Genomic DNA, 20,294 nt, shown 5'->3' with positions numbered 1-20,294 from the left:
GTTCAGTCCTTGGGGTTATAGACACGACGCACCAGATAAACCGGCCGGCGCTTTGATTCGATGTAGGTGCGGCCCAGGTATTCGCCGAGCACCCCGATGCCGATCAGTTGCAGGCCACCGAGAAAGGTCACCGCCACCATCAGCGAGGCGTAACCCGGCACGTCAATCCCGGTAAACAACGTGCGCACCACAATGAAAATGGCGAAGGCAAAAGACACCACCGATACGAACAACCCCAGATACGTCCAGACCTTGAGCGGGTCGGTACTGAAACTGGTGATGCCTTCCAGTGCAAAATTCCACAGGCGCCACCCGTTGAACTTGGTTTCACCTGCCACCCGCTCCGGCCGCTCGTAATCGACATGCGTGGTGCGAAACCCGACCCAGGCGAACAAGCCCTTCATGAAGCGCCGGGACTCGGGCAACGATTCCAACGCCTCAACCACGCAGCGATCCATCAGCCGGAAGTCACCGACATCCTTGGGCAATGGTTGGTCAGAGATTTTGTTGTGCAGGCGATAGAACCAATTGGCCGAGGTTTTCTTGGCCCAGGAGTCGGTATTACGACTCACACGATGACCCAATACCACTTCATAACCTTGCCGCCACAGGGCAATCATTTGCAGGATCACTTCAGGTGGGTCCTGCAAATCGACATCAATCGGCACCACCACCTGGCCAGTGGCCGTCTGCAAGCCAGCGGTCAACGCCGCCTCCTTGCCGAAATTGCGACTCAGATCGACGACACGCACACGCGGATCAGACTGCTGATGCTCAAGCAGCAAGTCCAGCGTCGTGTCAGTACTGCCGTCATTGACGAACACCATCTCCAGACTCACCAGCGCCTCAGCTTTGAAGACGTCAGTAATCCGCGCGATGAACAAGTCGATGGTCGCCGCTTCATTGAACACCGGGATAACGAGCGAAAGCGCCACGTGCCCGGCCAATTGCGTTCCGTGCTGATGAGTCAATTGACTGCTCTTTTTTATAGTGATTGTTCAACAATCTTCGGTCGCCGAGGTGTAATCCAGCGTCATGAGCCGAGTCGTATTAAGCAGGAGCAAGGAAGGTGATGCAAGAGCGAAACTGCGGCGGTTTTGGCCATTCTCCCAGCACTCGCCTGACTGTAGGAAAAACCCTCAAATCATTGGAAACAAATGCCCGATGGTCAAAAAACCCAGCTCCGCTAGGCTTGCTGACATGCGGCACACAGGTTGTCGCAATTGACGAATCGCATGGAGCGAGCTGAATGTATTTTGAGATTTACAGGCAATCGAAAGGCACCCCGAATACTGGCAAGGGTCAGTGGCGCTGGCGGCTAAGGGCGGGGAATCACGAGACGGTTGCCAGTGGCGAGTCGTATGTGAACAAGTCTGATTGTTTGCATGTGATTGAGTTGATAAAGGGCGTGCAGGAAGGGACGCCGGTTAAGGAGATTTAAGGAACAAGGCGAACATCTCGGCCTAAAAAAAGCCTCGTAACGTTACGCTACGAGGCTTTTCAATGACGGCATGTTTTATCTCAATTCAAGGGCATGGCAACCCACATTCACACCGTTATCAGCGATCAACCCGCCCCATCCAAACGCCAAACACCCCCGCCCCCCAACCTTGATCTAGACACTTCCCATGCTGTATACCTAAAAAGACACTAAGCCACACCGCAGGAAATAACACCGCCTTATGCATGGAATCACACGTATCGATCGCCTTGCCGGCCCACCTTCCGCATCCCTGATTGCGCACTGTGGGCCTCACATCAAACGCTGCGCTGGCGCAGCCACAGGGCTTGTTTCCCGCCTCTTTGCACTCCTCGCTTTACACCTCTTGCGACCCTGTTTCGGCCGCTGCGCTTATCGGCGCCATCGTTCCATCCCTCCGCCCGCCTGTTTCTGATCGCCAGCCACTGAACCGATGCGTCCTTCTCCCGTTTTTTCGCGGAGTTTGTGCTCGCCTGGCTTTTCTTTCTGAACCCTTCATTTCCTGAGCGAGACATCGCCGGTCGGCCTTCACGCCTCGAACCGTGCCCGTCAGCTCCAGGTCACCCGATTTTGCAGGCGCAGTGCCCCTCATGAGGCGGCTTTGCGTCGAGCCACCCCACGGTACAAGGAGTATCAATCGATGATTTTTTTCCAGGGAAAAAGAATATTCAGCGCCATCTTCGACATGGATGGCACCATGTTTGACACCGAACGCCTGCGTTTCAAAACCCTCAAGCAGGCTTCCAGCGAGATTTTCGGCAAGCCATTGAGCGAGGAAACCCTGATCGGCTCGCTGGGCTTGAGCGCCAAGAAGGCCGAAGCCTTGGCGAAGGCCCACAACGGTGAAGACTTCCCCTATGCCGAGATCCGCCAGCGTGCCGATGAACTGGAGCTGGCGTTTGTGCGCAATGAAGGCGTCCCCATCAAGCCAGGCCTGCTGGAAGTGCTGGAGCGCTTGCGCAAGTACGGCCTGACCATGGCGGTCGCGACCTCAAGCCGTCGGGCGATCGCCGAGGAATACCTGATCAATGCCAACGTGCTCAAGTATTTCGACATCACCGTGTGTGGCGACGAAGTCAGCCAGGGCAAGCCTCATCCAGAGATCTTCCTGCGGGCCGCCAGTGCGCTCAATTGCGAGCCGGGCCATTGCTTCATGGTCGAAGATTCGGAAAACGGCCTGCTCTCAGCCATCCGTGCCGAAGGGCAGCCGATCCTGATCGAGGACATCAAGCCTCCTGCGCCCGAGGTCAAGGCCGGCGCGCTCAAGGCTTACGGCAACATGCAGGAGTTTCTCGGTGACCTGACCGAATGCATGCCCGACCTCGGCACGCCCGAGCTGACCGAAACCTTCCCCCAGGCGCTCAACCAGTTTCGCGTGGGCATCCACGGCTTCGGCGCGATGGGCGGTGGCTACCTGACGCAGATTTTCTCCCACTGGGACGGCTACACCCGCCCCTGCGAAATCATCGGCGCCACCCGCTCACGCATGCTGCGCGAAACGGTCGAGGCCTTCGGCCGCTTCAGCGTGCGCTACGGCGCAACGTCCTTCGACCAGACCATCGAAAACCTGCGGATGATCGACATGGACGACGCCGAAGCAGTGATCTATATGTACGACGTCGCGGAGATCGTCGGTCTGAGCCTGCCTGAACCCGCGATCCGCAAACAGGCCGACGTGATCGCCAAGGGCCTCATTCGCCGCTTTGAACGCCGTCGACGCGAGCTGACCATCCTGATCGTGCTAAACAAGGTTGGCGGCGCTGCTTTCGTGCGCCGCCATGTCGAAGCGCAACTGCTGCTCCTGGTTTCACCCGAGACCTGCCAGCAGATCCTGGAAAAAACCCACTTTGCCGAAACGGTCGTCAGCCGCATCGTATCGAAGATCTCCAACGAGGCCCTGCTCAGACAGCTGCGGATCAAATCAAAGATCTTCCAAAACAGCCTAAGCGACGAACCGGCCGCCCCACAGGTACCGACCACCGCCAAGGCGCCCGAATATGAACGGTTGATCGGTCGCTTCCGGCCCTTTGCCCAGTCCAGTAACGCCCTTAGCCAGATGCACCTGATCCTGTTCAACAGCGAACCGGACATGCCCCTGTACGTCGAGCGCGGTAGCAACCTGCTTGAGCGACTGCGCCAAGTGAAAACCGTGGAGGACATCACCCAGACCCAGGTGATCAAAAACCTCCTGTGGAATGGCCCCCACGCGATCATTGCCTGGTACGCCAGTCTGTTGGGCTATTCATGGCTGGGCCAGGGCATGGGCGATCCACGCGTCAGCGCCCTGGCCGAACGCCTGATCCGAGAAGAAGTCGGCCCGGCCCTGGTCGCCGAGAACCCACAAATGAGCGAAGCCGTCGCGGGCTTCGCCAAAACCTTTCTCGAGCGCTGCAACACGTCCTTCAAGGACCCATGTGCGCGAGTCGGCCGCGATCCTTTGCGCAAACTTCAACGCAACGAACGCATCCTGCGCAGCATCGACCTGGCCCGCAAACACGGGATCGACTCCACCGGCCTGGAATTCGGCACAGCACTGGCGCTGCACTACGCCCTGCGCTCGACGGACAGCAAGGATCAGGAGAGCCAGTTGATGAGAACGCTTTACGAGGAGAGCGGGAGTGTAGAGGCGGTATTGACGTACACGGGGAGTTATAACGGCAAGCCATATCCGGGACTGGACCCGATCAGGGATGCAGGGTTGATCGAGGGCGTTGCCGGGCACTTCGAGCGGCTGGTGCAGCCCGACTCCGGGCATTGGGGATGGCCGGTGCAGGAATAACTGGAAGAGGACTAGTCGCAGCAACATGTCCAGCCCCGAAACAGGTGTAAGCCTGTTCCAGGATCAAGCATGTTGCTGCGTTTTGATTGACATGACCGATCTCGTGGATTTTCGATATCATCCGTTTTTGCAATCTTCAAACACGCAAATCCGACATTCACAGCGGGCAACTCGGAAAGGAACGACCTGGATCTCATGAAGAAAGTATTGGTACTAGGCGATTCGCATGTCGAAGTGTTCAACGCCCCGCCTATGAAAGAAGCATTTCCAGAGTTTGAATTCGAGATTGTTTCGGTGGGTGGCGCAACGGTTTCCGGCTTGGAAAACCCAAATTCAGTCACAAAGGCAATGCCCCGGTACGTCGAAGCTCTTGATGCCACCTCGGCTGAAACAGTCGTTGTAATGCTGGGCGAAGTCGACACCGGCTTTGTCATTTGGTACCGAGCTCAAAAACACGGAATCTCGGTAGACGACATGCTGAACCTGGCATTAGAGAACTACCAAAGTTTTCTATCTAAAATCTCTGAAAAGTTTAACGCGATCTGTATAAGCACCCCGCTGCCGACCATACAAGATGACATGCAATGGGGCGAGGTTGCCAACTTAAGAAAAGAAGTCAAGGCAACACAGGCAGAACGCACAGCCCTGACGATCAGCTTTAATAAGTTCATGAATGCTTTTTGTGCTGAAGCTGGCATTACCTACATTGCACTTGATGCCGGCTCAACAACGCCAGATGGCAAATTAAGAGAGTCCCTGCTAAACCCCAACAAACTCGACCATCATTACAATCCGGCTGAGCACGTAAAACTGCTAGCGGCACCCTTGCTAGAAGCGCTTCACGCTCAATATGGACCCTCCAAACAGGAAGGAAAAATAAAACAGCTGGGGAAATTTATTTCCCGTCTTGTAGCGCGCAATCCCCTTAAGTAATCAAGGGATACCTGGATGTACGAGGATTTTCAGCGGATCGTTTCGGAAGGTGATGCCGAAGGCCACCAAAAATATGGCGACGGGTATCGTGTCAAAAATGAGGGGCTTTAGAGCGGACTGGAACGGTGCGGTTTAGCTCTTGGAAATGCCCTAAACAAAACGCCAGAAACGAAAAAACCCCCGTAATCAGCAATGATTACGGGGGCTTCGTCTTGTTCAATAATGGCGGAGAGATAGGGATTCGAACCCTAGGTACCGGTGAAGGTACAACGGATTTCGAATCCGTCCCATTCGGCCACTCTGGCATCTCTCCAACGGCGCGCATCATAACAACACTTTTGCCGGAAGCGAACCCCCTAAGCGAAATTTTTTCCGTGCTATCAGATGCTTGCGTCGATTAAAGCGGTACGCCCAGACGATTGGCGACTTCTTCGTAGGCTTCGATGACGTCACCGAGGCCCTGGCGGAAGCGGTCTTTGTCCATTTTCTTGCCAGTAGCCTTGTCCCACAGACGGCAGCCGTCCGGGCTGAATTCGTCGCCCAGGACGATGGAGCCGTCGGAGAACACGCCGAACTCGAGTTTGAAGTCGACCAGCAGCAGGCCGGCGTCGTCGAACAGTTTGCTCAGGACTTCGTTGACCTTGAGCGACAGTTCTTTCATGCGAACCAGTTGCTCGGCGGTACCCCAACCGAACGCCACGACGTGGGATTCGTTGATGAATGGGTCGCCCTTGGCGTCGTCCTTCAGGAACAGTTCGAAGGTGTAAGGGTTGAGCTTCAGGCCTTCTTCGACGCCCAGACGCTTGACCAGGCTGCCGGCGGCGTAGTTACGCACGACGCACTCGACCGGGATCATGTCGAGCTTCTTCACCAGGCACTCGTTGTCGCCCAGCAGTTTGTCGAATTGGGTCGGCACGCCGGCCGCTTCGAGTTTCTGCATGATGAAGGCGTTGAACTTGTTGTTCACCATGCCTTTGCGGTCGAGCTGCTCGATACGCTTGCCGTCGAACGCCGAGGTGTCGTTGCGAAACAGCAGGATCAAGCGGTCAGCGTCATCGGTCTTGAAAACCGATTTGGCTTTGCCGCGGTAGAGTTCTTCACGTTTTTCCATGATGGGCTCCGCTTGCTAAGTAGGTGGGCTAGGCGATGTGTCGCCAGTCGAGCCCTGAATCTTGATCGGCCAGTTGCAGCCAGTCCGGGTCGCACCCGAGGGTGTCGACAAAACATTGCCGGGCCAGCTGCGGCAGGTTGTTCTTGCTGCTCAGATGGGCCAGGACCAGGTGTTGCAGGCCTTGCCAGCCCAACTCGGACACCAGGAATGCCGCCTGGTGGTTGTTCAAATGTCCCAGTTCACCGCCCACCCGTTGCTTCAGGAAGTACGGGTAGTGACCGCGAGCCAGCATGTCACGGCAATGGTTGGACTCGATCATCAACGCATCGAGGTCTCGATAGCCGTCCAGCACCTTGTTGCAATACGAGCCCAGGTCGGTCAACAGGCCGAAGCGCCGCTCACCGTCATTGAAGACGTATTGCGTCGGTTCCTGTGCATCGTGGGCCACGGCAATGACTTCGATGTTCAGGGCGCCGATTTGCAATTGCTCGCCGCCGGCCAGGAAGCCCGCGGGTTCAATCGGTTTGCGCATCCCGCGCAGGGTGCCGCGACTGAGGTAGACAGGCAGATTGTAGCGCCGAGACAGCAAACCCACGCCATGCACGTGGTCGGCATGTTCGTGGGTCACGAGTATCGCGCTCAACTGCGCCGGGTTTACACCCAGGCGCAGCAGGCGTTTTTCGGTTTCCCGCAGGGAGAAACCACAATCCACCAGCACATACGTGTCAGCGCTGGCTATCAGCGTGCCGTTCCCTTGGCTACCGCTGCCGAGAACGGCAAAACGCATGTGATCAGCCCAGGTTGTCCTGAATCACGCTCAACACTTTGCGAGCCACTTCTGCCGGCGCCACGGTGTTGATGTTTTTCTCGACGGTGACCTGGACGTTCTCGCCCACCTTGCTCAGACGAACCTGATAACGGTCGGCACGGGCTTCAACTTCTTCCTTGGTCGGCGCACTGCCGAACAGGCTGCTGAAGAAACCAGGCTTCTCGTCTTTCTTCTCGGCTTTTTCCGACAAGTTGATGTAGTACAGGCCCAGGCTGCGGTTGATGTCTTCAACACGCCATTCGCCCTGTTCCAGCGCACGACCGACACTCGACCAGGCGCGGTCCAGGTCCGGACCGACGTTCAGGATCGGGTTGCCGCTGCCGTCTTCGCTCAGGCTGACGCGGTTTGGCTTGTCGGAGTCCTGGGAAGCCAGCATGGAGACCGAACCGCCCTTCTCGGAGATGCGGCTCATGCTCGCAAGCATGTCGTCCACCAGTGCCGCGTCCAGGCCAGTGTTGACCGAACGGTTGGTGAAATCGACGTCGGAGGTGCTGCCAGCAGGACGCTGGGCGCTGACCACGTAGATTTCACTGGTGTTGCGCTGCACGCCTGGCTCGATGCGGACCCGCACGCGGGTTTCGCTGTCGGCGGCGATGCCAGCCGCGCTCAGGCGCTTGGCCATGGCAGCGGAGAGCTCGTCGGAATGCTGCCAGGTGGTCGTGAACTCACCGGTTTGCGGGCGTTGTTCGTCCAGACGGAAACCGTTGTCCTGGAAGAACTGGACAGCCACTGGCCAGACTTCGGCCGGTGGGTGCTGACCCATGACCCAGCTCGAACCAGCGCTTTTTTGCAGCGTGTAGTCGCTGGCATCAGCAATCGCCGACAGCGGCTGCGGACGCGGCACGATGTATTCGCCCTTGGTGGTGTCATCGGCCACGTTACGCGGGATCGGCAACAGCGGATCCAGACGTTTGGAGGTGCTGACATTCGGGGGCAGTTGCATCGGTGCAGTCTGTTGCGCTTCCAGGTAATCGCTACCACGGTCACGGAAGTAACCTTCCGGGCCCCAGATCCATCCGCAGCCACTGGTGCTGGAGATAATCAAGGCAAGTGCGGAAAGTCCGGCCATTCGCTTCATGCGTTGTACTTCCTCAATTAAACCAGGACGCCGGACTGGCGCATGGCCTGCCGCAGCGGTTCGTGACAGGCAGCACTGAGCCAGGTGAGCGGCAGACGGATACCGTCCGGCATCAAGCCCATTTCATGCAGCGCCCATTTCACGGGGATAGGGTTGGATTCGATAAACAGGGTTTTATTGAGCGGCATCAGCTTTTCGTGGATGGCACGAGCAGTCACGGCGTCGCCCTTGAGAGCGGCGTTGCACAGATCGGCCATGTCACGCGGGGCGACGTTGGCGGTCACCGAGATGTTGCCTTTGCCGCCCAGCAGGATCAGCTCGACAGCGGTGGCATCGTCACCGGAGATCACCAGGAAGTCTTTGCTGACACCGTCGATGATCGCCTTGGCACGGTCCAGGTCGCCAGTGGCTTCCTTGATACCGATGATATTTTTCACGGTCGACAGGCGGATCACAGTCTCGGCCTGCATGTCGCACGCGGTGCGGCCAGGCACGTTGTAAAGGATCTGCGGGATATCGACCGCTTCGGCGATGGCCTTGAAGTGCTGGTACAAGCCTTCCTGGGTCGGCTTGTTGTAGTAAGGCGTGACCAGCAGGCAGGCATCGGCGCCAGCGACCTTGGCATTAGTGGTCAGCTCGATGGCTTCGCGCGTCGAGTTGGCACCGGTACCGGCGATGACCGGGATGCGCCCTGCAACCTGCTTGACCACGTAACGAATCACTTCGATGTGTTCGTTCACGTCTAGCGTGGCCGATTCACCTGTAGTGCCGACCGCCACGATGGCGTGGGTGCCGTTTTGCAGGTGAAAGTCCACCAGTTTGCTCAGGCTGTCCCAGTCGAGACGACCTTGTGCATCCATGGGTGTGACCAGTGCCACCATACTGCCCGCAATCATGCAACCGCTCCTGCCGGAAAAAGAGAGCCGTAATGGTACTGGCGCCAAGATGCTTGTACAAGCGAAGTACTGCGCTGCTGCCATTCCCCTTGGCGCTGCTTTTCGCTACCCTTCAGACTTTGATCGGTACTGATAAGCTCGTACGCCGGGTTCCAGCCTCCATTTTCGGCATCACAAGCCCCGATCCAGCGTTGCCACCCCTCGCTCCGGCCACTCTGGAGCACGTTGCAACCTTCGGCCCGGGTTTTCTGAATTCGTCTGCGCAGGGTCGCCCCCGGCTAAAAAAGCCCGTAGAAGTATCGACCGCTCATCGCTTTAGGAATGCTGCATGTCCACCCCCACAGTTCGCGAACAATTCCTTGTCATCAGTGCCCTCGGCGCCAACCCCATGGAGCTGACTAACGTCCTGTGCCGCGCCAGCCATGAAAACCGCTGCGCCGTGGTCACCTCTCGCCTGACCCGTCATGGCGAGTGCAGTGCCCTGATCCTCGAGATCTCCGGCAGCTGGGACGCTCTGGCCCGCCTGGAAGGCAGCCTGCCAACCCTCGCCAAGAAGCACGCCTTCACGGTCAACGTGGTGCGCAGTGCGGCACTGGAGAACCGTCCTCAAGCCCTGCCTTACGTTGCCTATGTCAGTTCCGCTTACCGCTCGGACATCATCAACGAGTTGTGCCAGTTCTTCATGGACCACAACGTCGAGCTGGAAAACCTGACCTGCGACACGTATCAGGCGCCGCAAACCGGCGGCACCATGCTCAACGCCACGTTTACCGTGACGCTGCCGGCCGGCGTGCAAATCAGCTGGCTGCGCGATCAGTTCCTGGATTTCGCCGATGCGCTGAACCTGGACGCCCTGATCGAACCGTGGCGCCCACAAAACCCAATGTAAGGAAGCTTTCATGGCCGTTGCTATCGACCAACCGGTTACCGACTTCGAAGCACCCGCCACCAGCGGGCAGACCGTCAGCCTCGCGAGCCTCAAAGGCAAGCAAGTGGTGATTTACTTCTATCCGAAGGACAGCACCCCGGGCTGCACGACCCAAGGCCAGGGCTTTCGCGATCAGCTTGAGGCCTTTAAGGCTGCCAACACCGAAGTCTTCGGTGTGTCCCGTGACAGCCTGAAATCCCACGAAAATTTCAAAGCCAAGCAGGCATTCACCTTCGAGCTGATCAGCGACAAGGAAGAAGCGCTCTGCCAGCTGTTCGACGTGATCAAGCTGAAAAAGCTCTACGGCAAGGAATACATGGGCGTTGATCGCAGCACTTTCCTGATCGACAAGGACGGTGTGTTGCGTCAGGAATGGCGCGGCGTGAAGGTGCCGGGGCATGTGGATGCGGTATTGGCTGCGGCTCAGACCTTGAACAAGGCTTGATACCGAAAAAGATCGCAGCCTTCGGCAGCTACGCCGATCGCGGAGCTTCTGTAGGAGCTGCCGCAGGCTGCGATCTTTTTGATCACCATCGTTCTAGAGCAACGGAGCCACCACCGGCTCCTTGCGCGGCCAGGCATCCAGCACGGCCTTGAACAGTGTCGCCAGGGGAATCGCAAAGAATACCCCCCAGAAGCCCCACAACCCGCCAAACAACAGCACCGCGCAGATGATCGCCACCGGGTGCAGGTTGACCGCCTCCGAGAACAGCAGCGGTACCAGCACGTTGCCATCCAGCGTCTGAATGATTCCGTAGACCGCCATCAGGTAGATGAACTGATCACTCCAGCCCCACTGGAACAACGCGATCAGCAGCACCGGCACCGTCACCACCACCGCCCCGACGTAAGGCACCACCACCGAAACGCCCACCAGCAACGCCAGCAGCGCCGCGTAATTGAGCCCCAAAGCGACGAACGCGATGTAGGTCACGCCACCGCAAATGATGATTTCAATGACCTTGCCGCGAATGTAGTTGGCGATCTGCCGATTCATCTCTTGCGCAACCCGAGTGATCAGCGCCCGCTCACGCGGCAGGTAGCCGCGCACCCACTGCCCGATCATTTCCCGGTCTTTCAGGAAGAAAAACACCAGGATTGGCACCAACACCAAATAGATCATGATGTTGACCAGCAGCGGCAGGCTCGACAGCGAGAATGTCAGCGCCCACTGACCGAACTTGCCGATTTCGCCCCGGGCCACTTCAATGGCTTGCAGCACCTGCTCGTCGGACACCAGATGCGGATAGCGCTCGGGTAACAGCAACAATAGCGACTGCCACTTGGCGAGCATGCCGGGCAGTTCGTTGAACAAGGTGATCAACTGATGCCAGAGCAACGGCACCACCACTACGATGAACACCAGCAACAACCCCATGAACAACGCGAAGACCAGCCCCACGGCCACACCACCGGGAACGCGCAGGCGCTCAAGGGTGACGACCAGCCCCTGCATCAGATACGCCAGCACCATCCCGGCCAGCACTGGCGCGAGCATGCCGCCCAACGTGAGCACCGCGGTAAACCCCAGAATCAACAGCACCGCCAGCACCACGGCCTCTTCGTCGGAGAAGTAGCGCTGAATCCAGTCCCGTAACACTTTGAACATCAATAATCCTTAAGAACGAACGCAGCCGGTTTCAGGCTTTTTTCAACCAATAGCGGTAAACACCCGCCTCGTCTTCTTCGAGCAGCAGCGTATGACCGGCCAATCGGGCAAAGGTGCGGAAGTCGCGCTGAGAACCCGCGTCCGTGGCGATGACCTTGAGTACCGCACCGCTGGCCATGCGATTAAGCTCAAGTTTGGCCTTGAGCAACGGCAACGGACAATTCAGGCCACTGGCGTCCAGTTCCACGTCATGGGCTACAGCGTCGGTCATTGCATCACTCCGGATCAGGTGGTTGAGCGGCCTAGAATATCTGGTCCGAAGGCCAGTGTCCGGCTACAGTAAGGTCTTTGTCGACTAAGGCTTTGTGCATGACTTTTTTGCGCCCTACCCTGCTGACGCTCGCTTGCCTGCTTGCCTCACCAGGCTTCGCCGACGACCTGCCATCACTCGGTGACGCCAGTTCTGCCATTGTCTCGCCGCAACAGGAATACCAATTGGGCCGCGCGTGGCTGGCAATGTTGCGCAGCCAGGTATTGCAGCTCAATGATCCGCAGCTCAAGGATTATGTCGAATCCAGCGTCTACAAACTGGTGGAAACCAGTCAGGTCACTGACCGACGCCTGGAGTTCATCCTGATCAACAGCCCGCAGCTCAACGCCTTTGCCGCGCCGGGCGGGATCATCGGGGTCAACGGCGGCTTGTTCCTCAATGCCCAGACCGAAGGTGAATATGCTTCGGTGCTGGCTCACGAATTGGCTCACTTGTCGCAACGCCACTTCGCCCGAGGCGTCGAAGCCTCGCAACGCATGCAAGTGCCGATGATGGCCGCTCTGTTGGCCGGGATCGTGATTGCCGCCGCTGGCGCCGGTGATGCCGGGATCGCCACCATTGCCGGTACCCAGGCAGCAGCGATCCAGGAACAACGGCGCTTCTCGCGCCAGAACGAACAGGAAGCCGACCGGATCGGCATCCTCAATCTGGAAAAGGCCGGTTACGATCCGCGCTCGATGCCGAACATGTTCGAGCGCTTGATGCGTCAGTACCGCTTCGATGCCAAGCCACCGGAATTCCTGCTGACTCACCCGGTGACCGAATCACGGATCGCCGACACCCGTAACCGTGCCGAACAGTCCAAACCGGGCGGCATCGAAGACAGCATGCGTTACCAGCTGATTCGCGCACGGGTGCAACTGATCTACGAAGAAACCCCCGGCCTGGGCGCCAAACGCTTCCGCGCCCAATTGGATGAGAACCCGAAAAACGACGTCGCGCGCTACGGCTTGGCCATTGCCCAGATCAAGGGTGGCCAATTGAACGAGGCACGGGAGAATCTCAAGCTACTGCTGGCCACGGCGCCGAACGAGATTATCTACAACCTGGCTCAGGTCGATCTGGACATCACCAACAATCGCCTGCCGGAGGCCCAAACGCGGGTTGATCGACTGTTGACTCAGTATCCGGGCAACTACCCGCTGAACCAGGTCCGTGTCGACTTGCTACTCAAACAAAACCGTACTGCGGACGCGGAAAAAGCCCTGGAAAGTTTGCTCAAATCTCGTCCGGACGATCCGGATGTCTGGTACATGGTGGCGGAGACTCGCGGCCTGTCGGGCAACATCATTGGCTTGCACCAGGCTCGCGCCGAGTACTTCGCTCTGGTCGGCGATTACCGCCAGGCCATTCAGCAACTGGACTTTGCCAAGCGCAAGGCCGGAAGCAACTTCCCATTGTCGTCACGGATCGATGCACGGCAACGAGAGCTGATGGAGCAGGAGCGCATGGTCAAGGACATGATGGGCTGATCTGCTCCTGGAACAAAAACTTCAGACACAAAAAAACCGCCTCTTTCGAGGCGGTTTTTTATTCGGCCAACAACCGGTTTATTCAGCCAGTTTGAAGGTGATGAAGCTGGCACGACCTTGACGCAGAACCCGCATCGACACCGAGCGGTTCTTCGGCAGTGCCTTGGCGATCTCGGTGAACTCCTTGGTGGAGCCGATCGCCTGGTTGTTCAGGTGAGTAATCACATCACCTGGCTGCAAGCCGATCAGCGAAGCAGGACCGTCCTGGATGTCCTTGATCACCACGCCGCCCTTGAGGTCGTTGGCTTTCTTCTGCTCATCGGTCAGCTCGGCAACGGAAACACCCAAGCGGTTGCTGCTGCCCTCAACCCCGGATTTCGCCTGCGCACCCAGCTCTTTGCCTTCCTCCGGGATTGCGCCGACGGTCAGCTCGACGTTCTTGCGCTTACCCTCGCGGATCACTTCAAGATTAGCCTTGGCGCCTGCCTTGAGCGCGCCAACCAGGTGTGGCAGATCAGCAGACATGACGATCGGTTGACCGTTCATGCTCAAGATCACGTCGCCTACCTGCAGGCCACCCTTGGCCGCCGGGCCGTCATCCTGGATCTGAGCCACCAGCGCACCGGCCGGCTTCTCCAGACCGAACGACTCAGCCAGGTCCTTGTTCACCTCCTGAATCACGACACCCAACCAGCCTCGGCTGACTTTGCCGCCGCTTTTCAGTTGATTGGATACGTCCATCGCGACATCGATCGGGATCGCGAACGACACACCCATGAAGCCGCCCGAACGGGTGTAGATTTGTGAGTTGATCCCGACCACTTCACCGTTCAGATTAAACAGCGGGCCACCGGAGTTACCCGGGTTGATCGGCACGTCGGTCTGGATGAACGGGACATAGTTTTCGTTCGGCAGGCTGCGACCGATGGCGCTGACAATGCCTTGGGTCACGGTGTGGTCAAAGCCGAACGGCGAACCGATGGCGACAACCCATTGGCCAGCCTTCAGGTCCTGGGATTTGCCGAGTTTGAGAACCGGCAGGTCCTTGCCCTCGATTTTCAGCAACGCCACGTCGGAACGCGGGTCGGTGCCGATCAGTTTGGCTTTCAACTCACTGCGGTCGGCCAGGCGGACAAGAATTTCGTCGCGCATCGGCGATGACGTGGTTGTTGGTCAGGATGTAGCCATCAGGCGAGATGATAAAACCCGACCCCAGGGACTGCGCTTCGCGCTGACGATCGCCGCGAGGCGAACGTTGTTGCGGCATGCCGCGCTCAAAGAACTCGCGCAGCGCTGGCGGCAGGCCTTCAAGATCCGGCATCTGGCTGGACACTTTGCGATCAGGCAGTTTCTGCGTGGTACTGATGTTCACCACCGCAGGCGAGGCCTGTTCAACCAGTTGCGTGAAGTCAGGCAATTCGGCCGCTTGAGCAGAGACCGCCTGACCGAGCACCAGCACGGTGGCAAAAATGGAGAGGTAAGACTTCAAGCGTGGTATCGACATACGGCTCCCGTTACGACGAGCATGGTTAAGCGATATGGAGCAAGGAACACCGGGAACGATACGCCGGTATTTTTGTTCCGGGAACAACAAACAAGGCCAGAGCCGTGAGGCTCTGACCTATAGAAAAATTCAGGGGGATTTGCAAATTGAAATGTTCACCAAACATTTCGACATCTCAATGGTGGAATGGGCATCGCTGGCCTCTCGCACAATCAAATTGCCGATCCATGAGCATCACAATTCAGCTCACTGTTTGGCCGCAGTAGCATCGGAGCGCATGGACAGCGCAATGCGTTCGGCGGTACCGATAGGGATCTCACCGACCACGGTCACCATGATCTCGCCCTGAGGCGTAGTCAAGCGTCGGGAAACCGCTACGGTTGGACCCAACTGGGTACGCGTATCGGTGACAGTAGCGCCGTTCAACGGCTCAAGAAACACCGAGAAGCGGGCCAAGCCATCGTCATACATCAAGCTACTGACCTGAGTTTTGGTCTCAGGGTCTTTGCGCGAAGAACTGCTACTGAGTTCGAAACCAGGCGGTAACCAGTCCGAATGCCAGACCTCGGCGGTTTTAAGCGCCTCTGCCTTGTCAGGTTCCAGGGAGACTGTCTTGCAATCAGGACCTGCCTGCAAATCTTTGTCTGATGGGACATCGGCGGTATCCAGTTGCGTGAACTGGAATCGCTCGAGCAACTGACCCTTGTCATTTAGCAGCAATGACTTGAGGGGCAAGCCGGTCTCCTTGTCCAGATGTAACTCGAAACCGTAACGATGCTGGTCACGCGGCGTCAGTGAAACGATCACCGCCGCACGCCCAGCCACACGCGACTTACCGATGACGGCAAGGTCGTACCAATTCTTGAGCTTTTGTGGATCGAGTGCACGAGCAGCAGATTTGGGAGACTCCCCCAGCCCCGCTATCAGGGTGCCGCTGACGCATTGAGTATGCCCATCAATGCGCACGACTTCCTGTGCCGAGCCGTCGAGCTGGAGTAAACGCTCGCGGACCTTGCCATCCTGGACGCGGTGCCAGATGTTATGGGTAGAAAAACTACCGTTACGCTCGTAAACAAAAGTACCGTGGAAGCTTTGCGTTTGCTCGGCCTGGCCCAGACGGGTCAACCAGTCTTGGGCTTCATCAGCGTGGGCTGGAACAACAAACCAGCCACCAAGCAGAAGCGTAAGTAGAGGTATGGCGCGCATGATCCTCCTTAACGGTTTTCCAGGCTTGCTGCACGAGCATAAGGCAGAGCACTTTCAGTGCCTTTCAAGGCAGCCTGTTGAGCATGTTGGCGCAAGTAACTTGGCAGACGCTGATCGTGCCAGCCCGGCTGACCTTGCAATACGCCGTTGGCCATAGGGCCAGTGGCTTCCGAGCTCTCACTGTAGCCTGCCAATACAGCTGGGCCCTTGACCTGAGGAACGGCCAGAGCAGGCTGATTGGATTGCTGAGCCAGTTCGACGCCAGCAATTTCGTCCTGGTTGTACAGACGAACACCTGCCAGTACGGCGATGGTCACCGAAGCAGCAACGGCCAGACGACCCAGGCTGCGCCATGGACCGCGAGATGCCTTGGCCGGGACGGCTTCGTCTTCCAGCGCAGCAGAAACTGCCGCAGCGATGTCCAGACGTGGAAGCAGCAGATCCTTATGCATGACTGCCCGAGCGATCTGGTAACGAGCCCAGGTATCGCGGGTTTCAACATCGTCAAAGGCATTCAGTACCCGACGCAACTCCAGCTCATCCGCTTCGTTATCCATCACTGCGGACAGCGATTCCTGCAGGGCTTCACGACTCATGGCGTTCCTCTCTTGGCTGTCGCCGCTGTCTCAGTTTTCCTGCAACAACGGCTGCAGGGCTTTATCAATGGCTTCCCGAGCCCGGAAAATCCGGGAACGCACGGTACCCACCGGACACTGCATAACCGCCGCAATGTCCTCGTAACTCAGACCATCGAATTCACGTAAAGTTAAAGCCGTACGCAAATCTTCTGGCAGTTGCTGGATGGTTCGATGGACGGTGCCTTCGATCTCATCCCGCAGCAATGCGCGTTCTGGCGACTCGAGATCCTTGAGGCCATGATCGCCATCGTAGAACTCTGCGTCTTCAGAACTGACATCGCTATCCGGCGGCCGGCGGCCGCGTGAAACCAAATAGTTTTTCGCCGTGTTGATGGCGATGCGGTAAAGCCACGTATAAAACGCGCTGTCTCCGCGGAAATTACCAAGTGCACGGTACGCCTTGATAAAGGCTTCCTGTGCGACATCCTGGGCTTCATGGGTGTCGTGCACGAAACGCACGATCAACCCGAGAATTTTGTGCTGGTATTTCAGCACTAGCAGATCGAAAGCTCGCTTGTCGCCGCGTTGGACGCGCTCGACCAGCTGCTGATCCTCTTCCTGGGTTAGCATGAACACTCCTCGATAAGCTCGAAGGAGGCTTGCATAACTAAACGACCAGACTTGCAAACATAGACTCGGGCTTTTCGCAAAAGTTCTCCCCTTCAAGCAAGTTTCCTGCGGGCTCTGATTTGGCACGCACGAAAAGCGCAGCTCGGGATAACCCGGCTGCGCGAATAATCTTGTCATCGGATTCGCCGGCAAGGACCAAACAGCAGGTCCCGCTCTGAAGCCGACACTGTCCCTTGATTCAGGCAACCAGCTATTGATCTTGGGCCTTTGGCAAAAGTTCCAAATATTTATAGCTGCGTGCAACCGACATTGTGCGACTGCGAAGCGAAAAAGACTGTTAAATCCTCGATACAGTCGCCTTGTCGCCGAACCGGTGAAAAAAACTTCCGACGAAGCGTCCGGTCTTTTCCGTCACAGTAGTTTCACAATGCCATGTAGGCCCGGCTATTGTGCCGCTCCCCCTCTATATACTAGTGGGCTGTGTGGCTGCCTGACTCGCCGATCCAGGTGTCTTGCGCCAACCCCGACCCGGGTCGCTTTGAGCGGAATCCTGAAATGAGCCAACAGTTTCAACACGATGTTCTGGTCATTGGCAGCGGCGCTGCCGGTTTGAGCCTTGCGCTGACCTTGCCCGGTCATCTGCGCATCGCCGTACTGAGCAAAGGCGACCTCGCCAATGGCTCGACTTTCTGGGCCCAGGGCGGTGTCGCTGCCGTGCTGGATGATACCGACACCGTCGAGTCCCACGTCGATGACACGCTCAATGCCGGCGGCGGCCTGTGCCATGAAGACGCCGTGCGGTTTACCGTCGAGCACAGTAAAGAAGCCATCCAGTGGCTGATCGACCAGGGCGTTCCGTTTACCCGCGATGAAGAGTCTGGCACGGAGGACGGCGGTTTCGAGTTTCACCTGACCCGCGAAGGCGGCCACAGCCATCGGCGCATCATCCACGCAGCCGATGCCACCGGTGCGGCGATCTTCAGAACCTTACTGTTCCAGGCCCGACAACGGCCGAACATCGAACTGCTGGAACAACGGGTCGCAGTCGATCTGATCACCGAAAAACGCCTGGGCCTGGAAGGCGACCGTTGCCTCGGTGCCTACGTACTCAACCGCACCACCGGTGAAGTCGACACCTACGCCGCCCGCTTCGTGATCCTCGCTTCCGGTGGCGCCGCAAAGGTCTATCTCTATACCAGCAATCCCGACGGCGCTTGCGGGGATGGCATTGCCATGGCCTGGCGTTCGGGCTGCCGGGTGGCGAACCTGGAGTTCAACCAGTTCCACCCCACGTGCCTGTATCACCCACAGGCCAAGAGTTTCCTGATCACCGAAGCCCTGCGCGGCGAAGGTGCGCACCTGAAGCTGCCCAACGGCGAACGCTTCATGCAGCGCTTCGACCCGCGCGCCGAACTGGCGCCACGTGACATCGTCGCCAGGGCCATCGACCACGAGATGAAGCGCCTGGGCATCGATTGCGTCTATCTGGACATCAGCCACAAGCCCGAAGCGTTCATCAAGACCCACTTCCCGACGATGTACGAACGCTGCCTCGAGTTTTCCATCGACATCACCAAGCAACCGATCCCGGTGGTTCCGGCGGCGCACTACACCTGCGGCGGCGTGATGGTCGATCAACAAGGCCGCACCGATGTGCCCGGCCTGTATGCCATTGGCGAGACCAGCTTCACCGGGCTGCACGGTGCCAACCGCATGGCCAGCAACTCGTTGCTGGAGTGTTTCGTCTACGCGCGCTCGGCGGCGGCGGACATTCTCGAGCAGTTGCCTCAGGTGTCGATTCCGACCGCCCTTCCCGTCTGGGATGCGAGCCAGGTGACCGACTCCGACGAAGACGTGATCATTGCGCACAACTGGGACGAATTGCGGCGTTTCATGTGGGACTACGTGGGCATCGTGCGCACCAACAAGCGCTTGCAACGGGCACAGCACCGTGTGCGGCTGCTATTGGACGAAATCGACGAGTTCTACAGCAACTATAAAGTCAGCCGGGATTTGATCGAGTTGCGCAACTTGGCCCAAGTTGCGGAACTGATGATCCAGTCAGCGATGGAGCGCAAGGAAAGTCGCGGTCTGCATTACACCCTCGACTACCCGAACATGTTGCCTGAGGCACTGGACACTATTCTGGTGCCGCCCACCTACGCCGACTGAACCTGAGCCGAACCCGCAGGCGTCGGTGCAGATCCGCCGCCTGCGAATCATGAGGCACACAAATTGTCCTGACCCGACGCTTGCCGCGCAGACGAAACCGCAGTATTACGACCAACGGTAGCGCCAGACTGTCCGGCCTTAGCTGGACCGATTGCCAACCCTGAGCCTGATTCCACAACTGCCAACCATCAGCGTCCCGGCGCAAGCCACAATATGCCTGCGGGTGCGTCAGCAAAATCTGCCGTGGCAATACCCAAAAGCCGTGTGCCAGGCACAGCAAAACACCGAGCGAACTGGCCCAGAGCGGTATAGAGAGAAGAAACAACGCACCCAGCGCGAACAGCTGGGCCAGAAGATACGCCGCCAGCAACTGCCGTGAGGCATGCCAGCGGCATTCGAACGCATTACTTGGGCTGGACACGATCCAGGATCATGCGAACCATGCGCTGAAGCTCCGGATCTTCCGATTCGGCGCGTTCCATGAACCAACCGAACATGTCCTGATCTTCGCATTCGAGCAGCTTGCGGTAGCAATCGCGGTCGACATCATTGAGATGCGGATAGACCTCTTTCACGAACGGCACCAGCAATACGTCAAGCTCAAGCATGCCGCGGCGGCTGTGCCAGTAGAGGCGATTCAGTTCAACATCTTCGACCATGGAGCGCTCCTCAAATAGGCGGCAAGTATACAGCCCCGCGCCCGGTCGAACAGTCGGCTTTGGTCGGCCCCTCTCGAGCTTTTGTGAACTACCCATTTC

19 protein-coding genes, 1 tRNA gene and 1 pseudogene are annotated in these 20,294 nt (G+C 58.0%); 7 read left to right on the top strand and 14 right to left on the bottom strand.

The annotated features are described in order from the left end of the window. Positions 1–2 precede the first annotated feature (2 nt). Complete coding sequence (locus RHM58_RS16335) at positions 3–971, bottom strand: glycosyltransferase family 2 protein (RefSeq protein ID WP_201255768.1); 969 nt, start codon at positions 969–971, stop codon at positions 3–5. 278 nt (positions 972–1,249) lie between these two features. Between RHM58_RS16335 and RHM58_RS16330 the strand changes: the two genes are divergently transcribed. From RHM58_RS16330 to RHM58_RS16320, 3 genes are all read left to right on the top strand, one after another. Further along, a complete protein-coding gene (locus RHM58_RS16330; RefSeq protein WP_201255769.1) occupies positions 1,250–1,441 on the top strand; it encodes a YegP family protein in 192 nt (63 codons plus the stop codon). 679 nt (positions 1,442–2,120) lie between these two features. Then, positions 2,121–4,259 (top strand): bifunctional mannitol-1-phosphate dehydrogenase/phosphatase, encoded by a 2,139-nt coding sequence (gene mtlD / locus RHM58_RS16325; protein ID WP_322270753.1) that lies wholly within the window; start codon positions 2,121–2,123, stop codon positions 4,257–4,259. Positions 4,260–4,454: 195 nt separating this feature from the next. Then, on the top strand, positions 4,455–5,192 hold the full coding sequence (locus RHM58_RS16320; protein ID WP_322270752.1) for an SGNH/GDSL hydrolase family protein: 738 nt from the start codon (positions 4,455–4,457) through the stop codon (positions 5,190–5,192). A 223-nt stretch (positions 5,193–5,415) separates the two neighbouring features. Here RHM58_RS16320 and RHM58_RS16315 read toward each other — a convergent pair. From RHM58_RS16315 to dapA, 5 genes are all read right to left on the bottom strand, one after another. Further along, positions 5,416–5,505, bottom strand: a tRNA-Ser gene (locus RHM58_RS16315). An 84-nt stretch (positions 5,506–5,589) separates the two neighbouring features. Beyond that, positions 5,590–6,303, bottom strand: coding sequence for a phosphoribosylaminoimidazolesuccinocarboxamide synthase (gene purC / locus RHM58_RS16310; protein ID WP_123507616.1), 714 nt, complete (start codon positions 6,301–6,303; stop codon positions 5,590–5,592). A 28-nt stretch (positions 6,304–6,331) separates the two neighbouring features. Then, positions 6,332–7,090: an MBL fold metallo-hydrolase gene (locus RHM58_RS16305; RefSeq protein ID WP_123406244.1), complete on the bottom strand. Its 759-nt coding sequence runs from the start codon at positions 7,088–7,090 to the stop codon at positions 6,332–6,334. Between the two features lie 4 nt (positions 7,091–7,094). Then, positions 7,095–8,210 (bottom strand): outer membrane protein assembly factor BamC, encoded by a 1,116-nt coding sequence (gene bamC, locus RHM58_RS16300; RefSeq protein ID WP_201201505.1) that lies wholly within the window; start codon positions 8,208–8,210, stop codon positions 7,095–7,097. 17 nt (positions 8,211–8,227) lie between these two features. Further along, a complete protein-coding gene (gene dapA / locus RHM58_RS16295) occupies positions 8,228–9,106 on the bottom strand; it encodes a 4-hydroxy-tetrahydrodipicolinate synthase (RefSeq protein ID WP_201201498.1) in 879 nt (292 codons plus the stop codon). A gap of 328 nt (positions 9,107–9,434) precedes the next feature. On the opposite strand from dapA, the gene RHM58_RS16290 reads away from it, so the two are divergent. Together RHM58_RS16290 and RHM58_RS16285 are read left to right on the top strand one after the other, a co-directional pair. Beyond that, on the top strand, positions 9,435–9,995 hold the full coding sequence (locus tag RHM58_RS16290; RefSeq protein WP_017336973.1) for a glycine cleavage system protein R: 561 nt from the start codon (positions 9,435–9,437) through the stop codon (positions 9,993–9,995). Positions 9,996–10,005: 10 nt separating this feature from the next. Then, complete coding sequence (locus RHM58_RS16285; protein WP_201201496.1) at positions 10,006–10,479, top strand: peroxiredoxin; 474 nt, start codon at positions 10,006–10,008, stop codon at positions 10,477–10,479. A 93-nt stretch (positions 10,480–10,572) separates the two neighbouring features. Here the strand turns inward: RHM58_RS16285 and RHM58_RS16280 are convergent, their stop codons facing one another. Both RHM58_RS16280 and RHM58_RS16275 read right to left on the bottom strand, forming a co-directional pair. Then, positions 10,573–11,643, bottom strand: coding sequence for an AI-2E family transporter (locus RHM58_RS16280; RefSeq protein ID WP_201195256.1), 1,071 nt, complete (start codon positions 11,641–11,643; stop codon positions 10,573–10,575). A 31-nt stretch (positions 11,644–11,674) separates the two neighbouring features. Next, a complete protein-coding gene (locus RHM58_RS16275; protein ID WP_201201494.1) occupies positions 11,675–11,914 on the bottom strand; it encodes a sulfurtransferase TusA family protein in 240 nt (79 codons plus the stop codon). A gap of 98 nt (positions 11,915–12,012) precedes the next feature. On the opposite strand from RHM58_RS16275, the gene RHM58_RS16270 reads away from it, so the two are divergent. After that, positions 12,013–13,446, top strand: a complete 1,434-nt coding sequence (locus tag RHM58_RS16270; protein WP_201201492.1) for a M48 family metalloprotease — start codon at positions 12,013–12,015, stop codon at positions 13,444–13,446. 78 nt (positions 13,447–13,524) lie between these two features. Here RHM58_RS16270 and RHM58_RS16265 read toward each other — a convergent pair. From RHM58_RS16265 to rpoE, 4 genes and pseudogenes are all read right to left on the bottom strand, one after another. Continuing rightward, positions 13,525–14,950 (bottom strand): annotated as a pseudogene (locus RHM58_RS16265) (DegQ family serine endoprotease). Positions 14,951–15,196: 246 nt separating this feature from the next. Further along, positions 15,197–16,156 (bottom strand): MucB/RseB C-terminal domain-containing protein, encoded by a 960-nt coding sequence (locus RHM58_RS16260; protein ID WP_201201489.1) that lies wholly within the window; start codon positions 16,154–16,156, stop codon positions 15,197–15,199. Between the two features lie 8 nt (positions 16,157–16,164). After that, positions 16,165–16,752 carry a sigma-E factor negative regulatory protein gene (locus RHM58_RS16255; protein ID WP_322270751.1) on the bottom strand — a complete coding sequence of 196 codons (588 nt, stop codon included), beginning with the start codon at positions 16,750–16,752 and terminating at the stop codon, positions 16,165–16,167. Between the two features lie 30 nt (positions 16,753–16,782). Next, positions 16,783–17,364: an RNA polymerase sigma factor RpoE gene (rpoE, locus tag RHM58_RS16250; protein ID WP_007944079.1), complete on the bottom strand. Its 582-nt coding sequence runs from the start codon at positions 17,362–17,364 to the stop codon at positions 16,783–16,785. A 555-nt stretch (positions 17,365–17,919) separates the two neighbouring features. Here rpoE and nadB point away from each other — a divergent pair. Continuing rightward, entirely contained in the window at positions 17,920–19,536 is a 1,617-nt protein-coding gene (gene nadB, locus RHM58_RS16245; RefSeq protein WP_201201483.1) for an L-aspartate oxidase, read from the top strand. On the opposite strand, the gene RHM58_RS16240 is transcribed toward nadB, so the two are convergent. Continuing rightward, positions 19,505–19,957 (bottom strand): protein YgfX, encoded by a 453-nt coding sequence (locus RHM58_RS16240; RefSeq protein WP_201201482.1) that lies wholly within the window; start codon positions 19,955–19,957, stop codon positions 19,505–19,507. The two genes, nadB and RHM58_RS16240, sit on opposite strands and share 32 nt — an antisense overlap. Further along, positions 19,941–20,195 (bottom strand): succinate dehydrogenase assembly factor 2, encoded by a 255-nt coding sequence (locus RHM58_RS16235; protein WP_007944081.1) that lies wholly within the window; start codon positions 20,193–20,195, stop codon positions 19,941–19,943. The genes RHM58_RS16240 and RHM58_RS16235 overlap by 17 nt, the downstream gene beginning before the upstream one ends. Between the last annotated feature and the right edge of the window lie 99 nt (positions 20,196–20,294).

The sequence above is a fragment of the Pseudomonas sp. 10S4 genome (assembly GCF_034344865.1).
Lineage (GTDB): Bacteria > Pseudomonadota > Gammaproteobacteria > Pseudomonadales > Pseudomonadaceae > Aquipseudomonas.
Note: the sequence above shows the minus strand (reverse complement) of the source record. Positions and strands in the feature narration are given on the sequence as shown.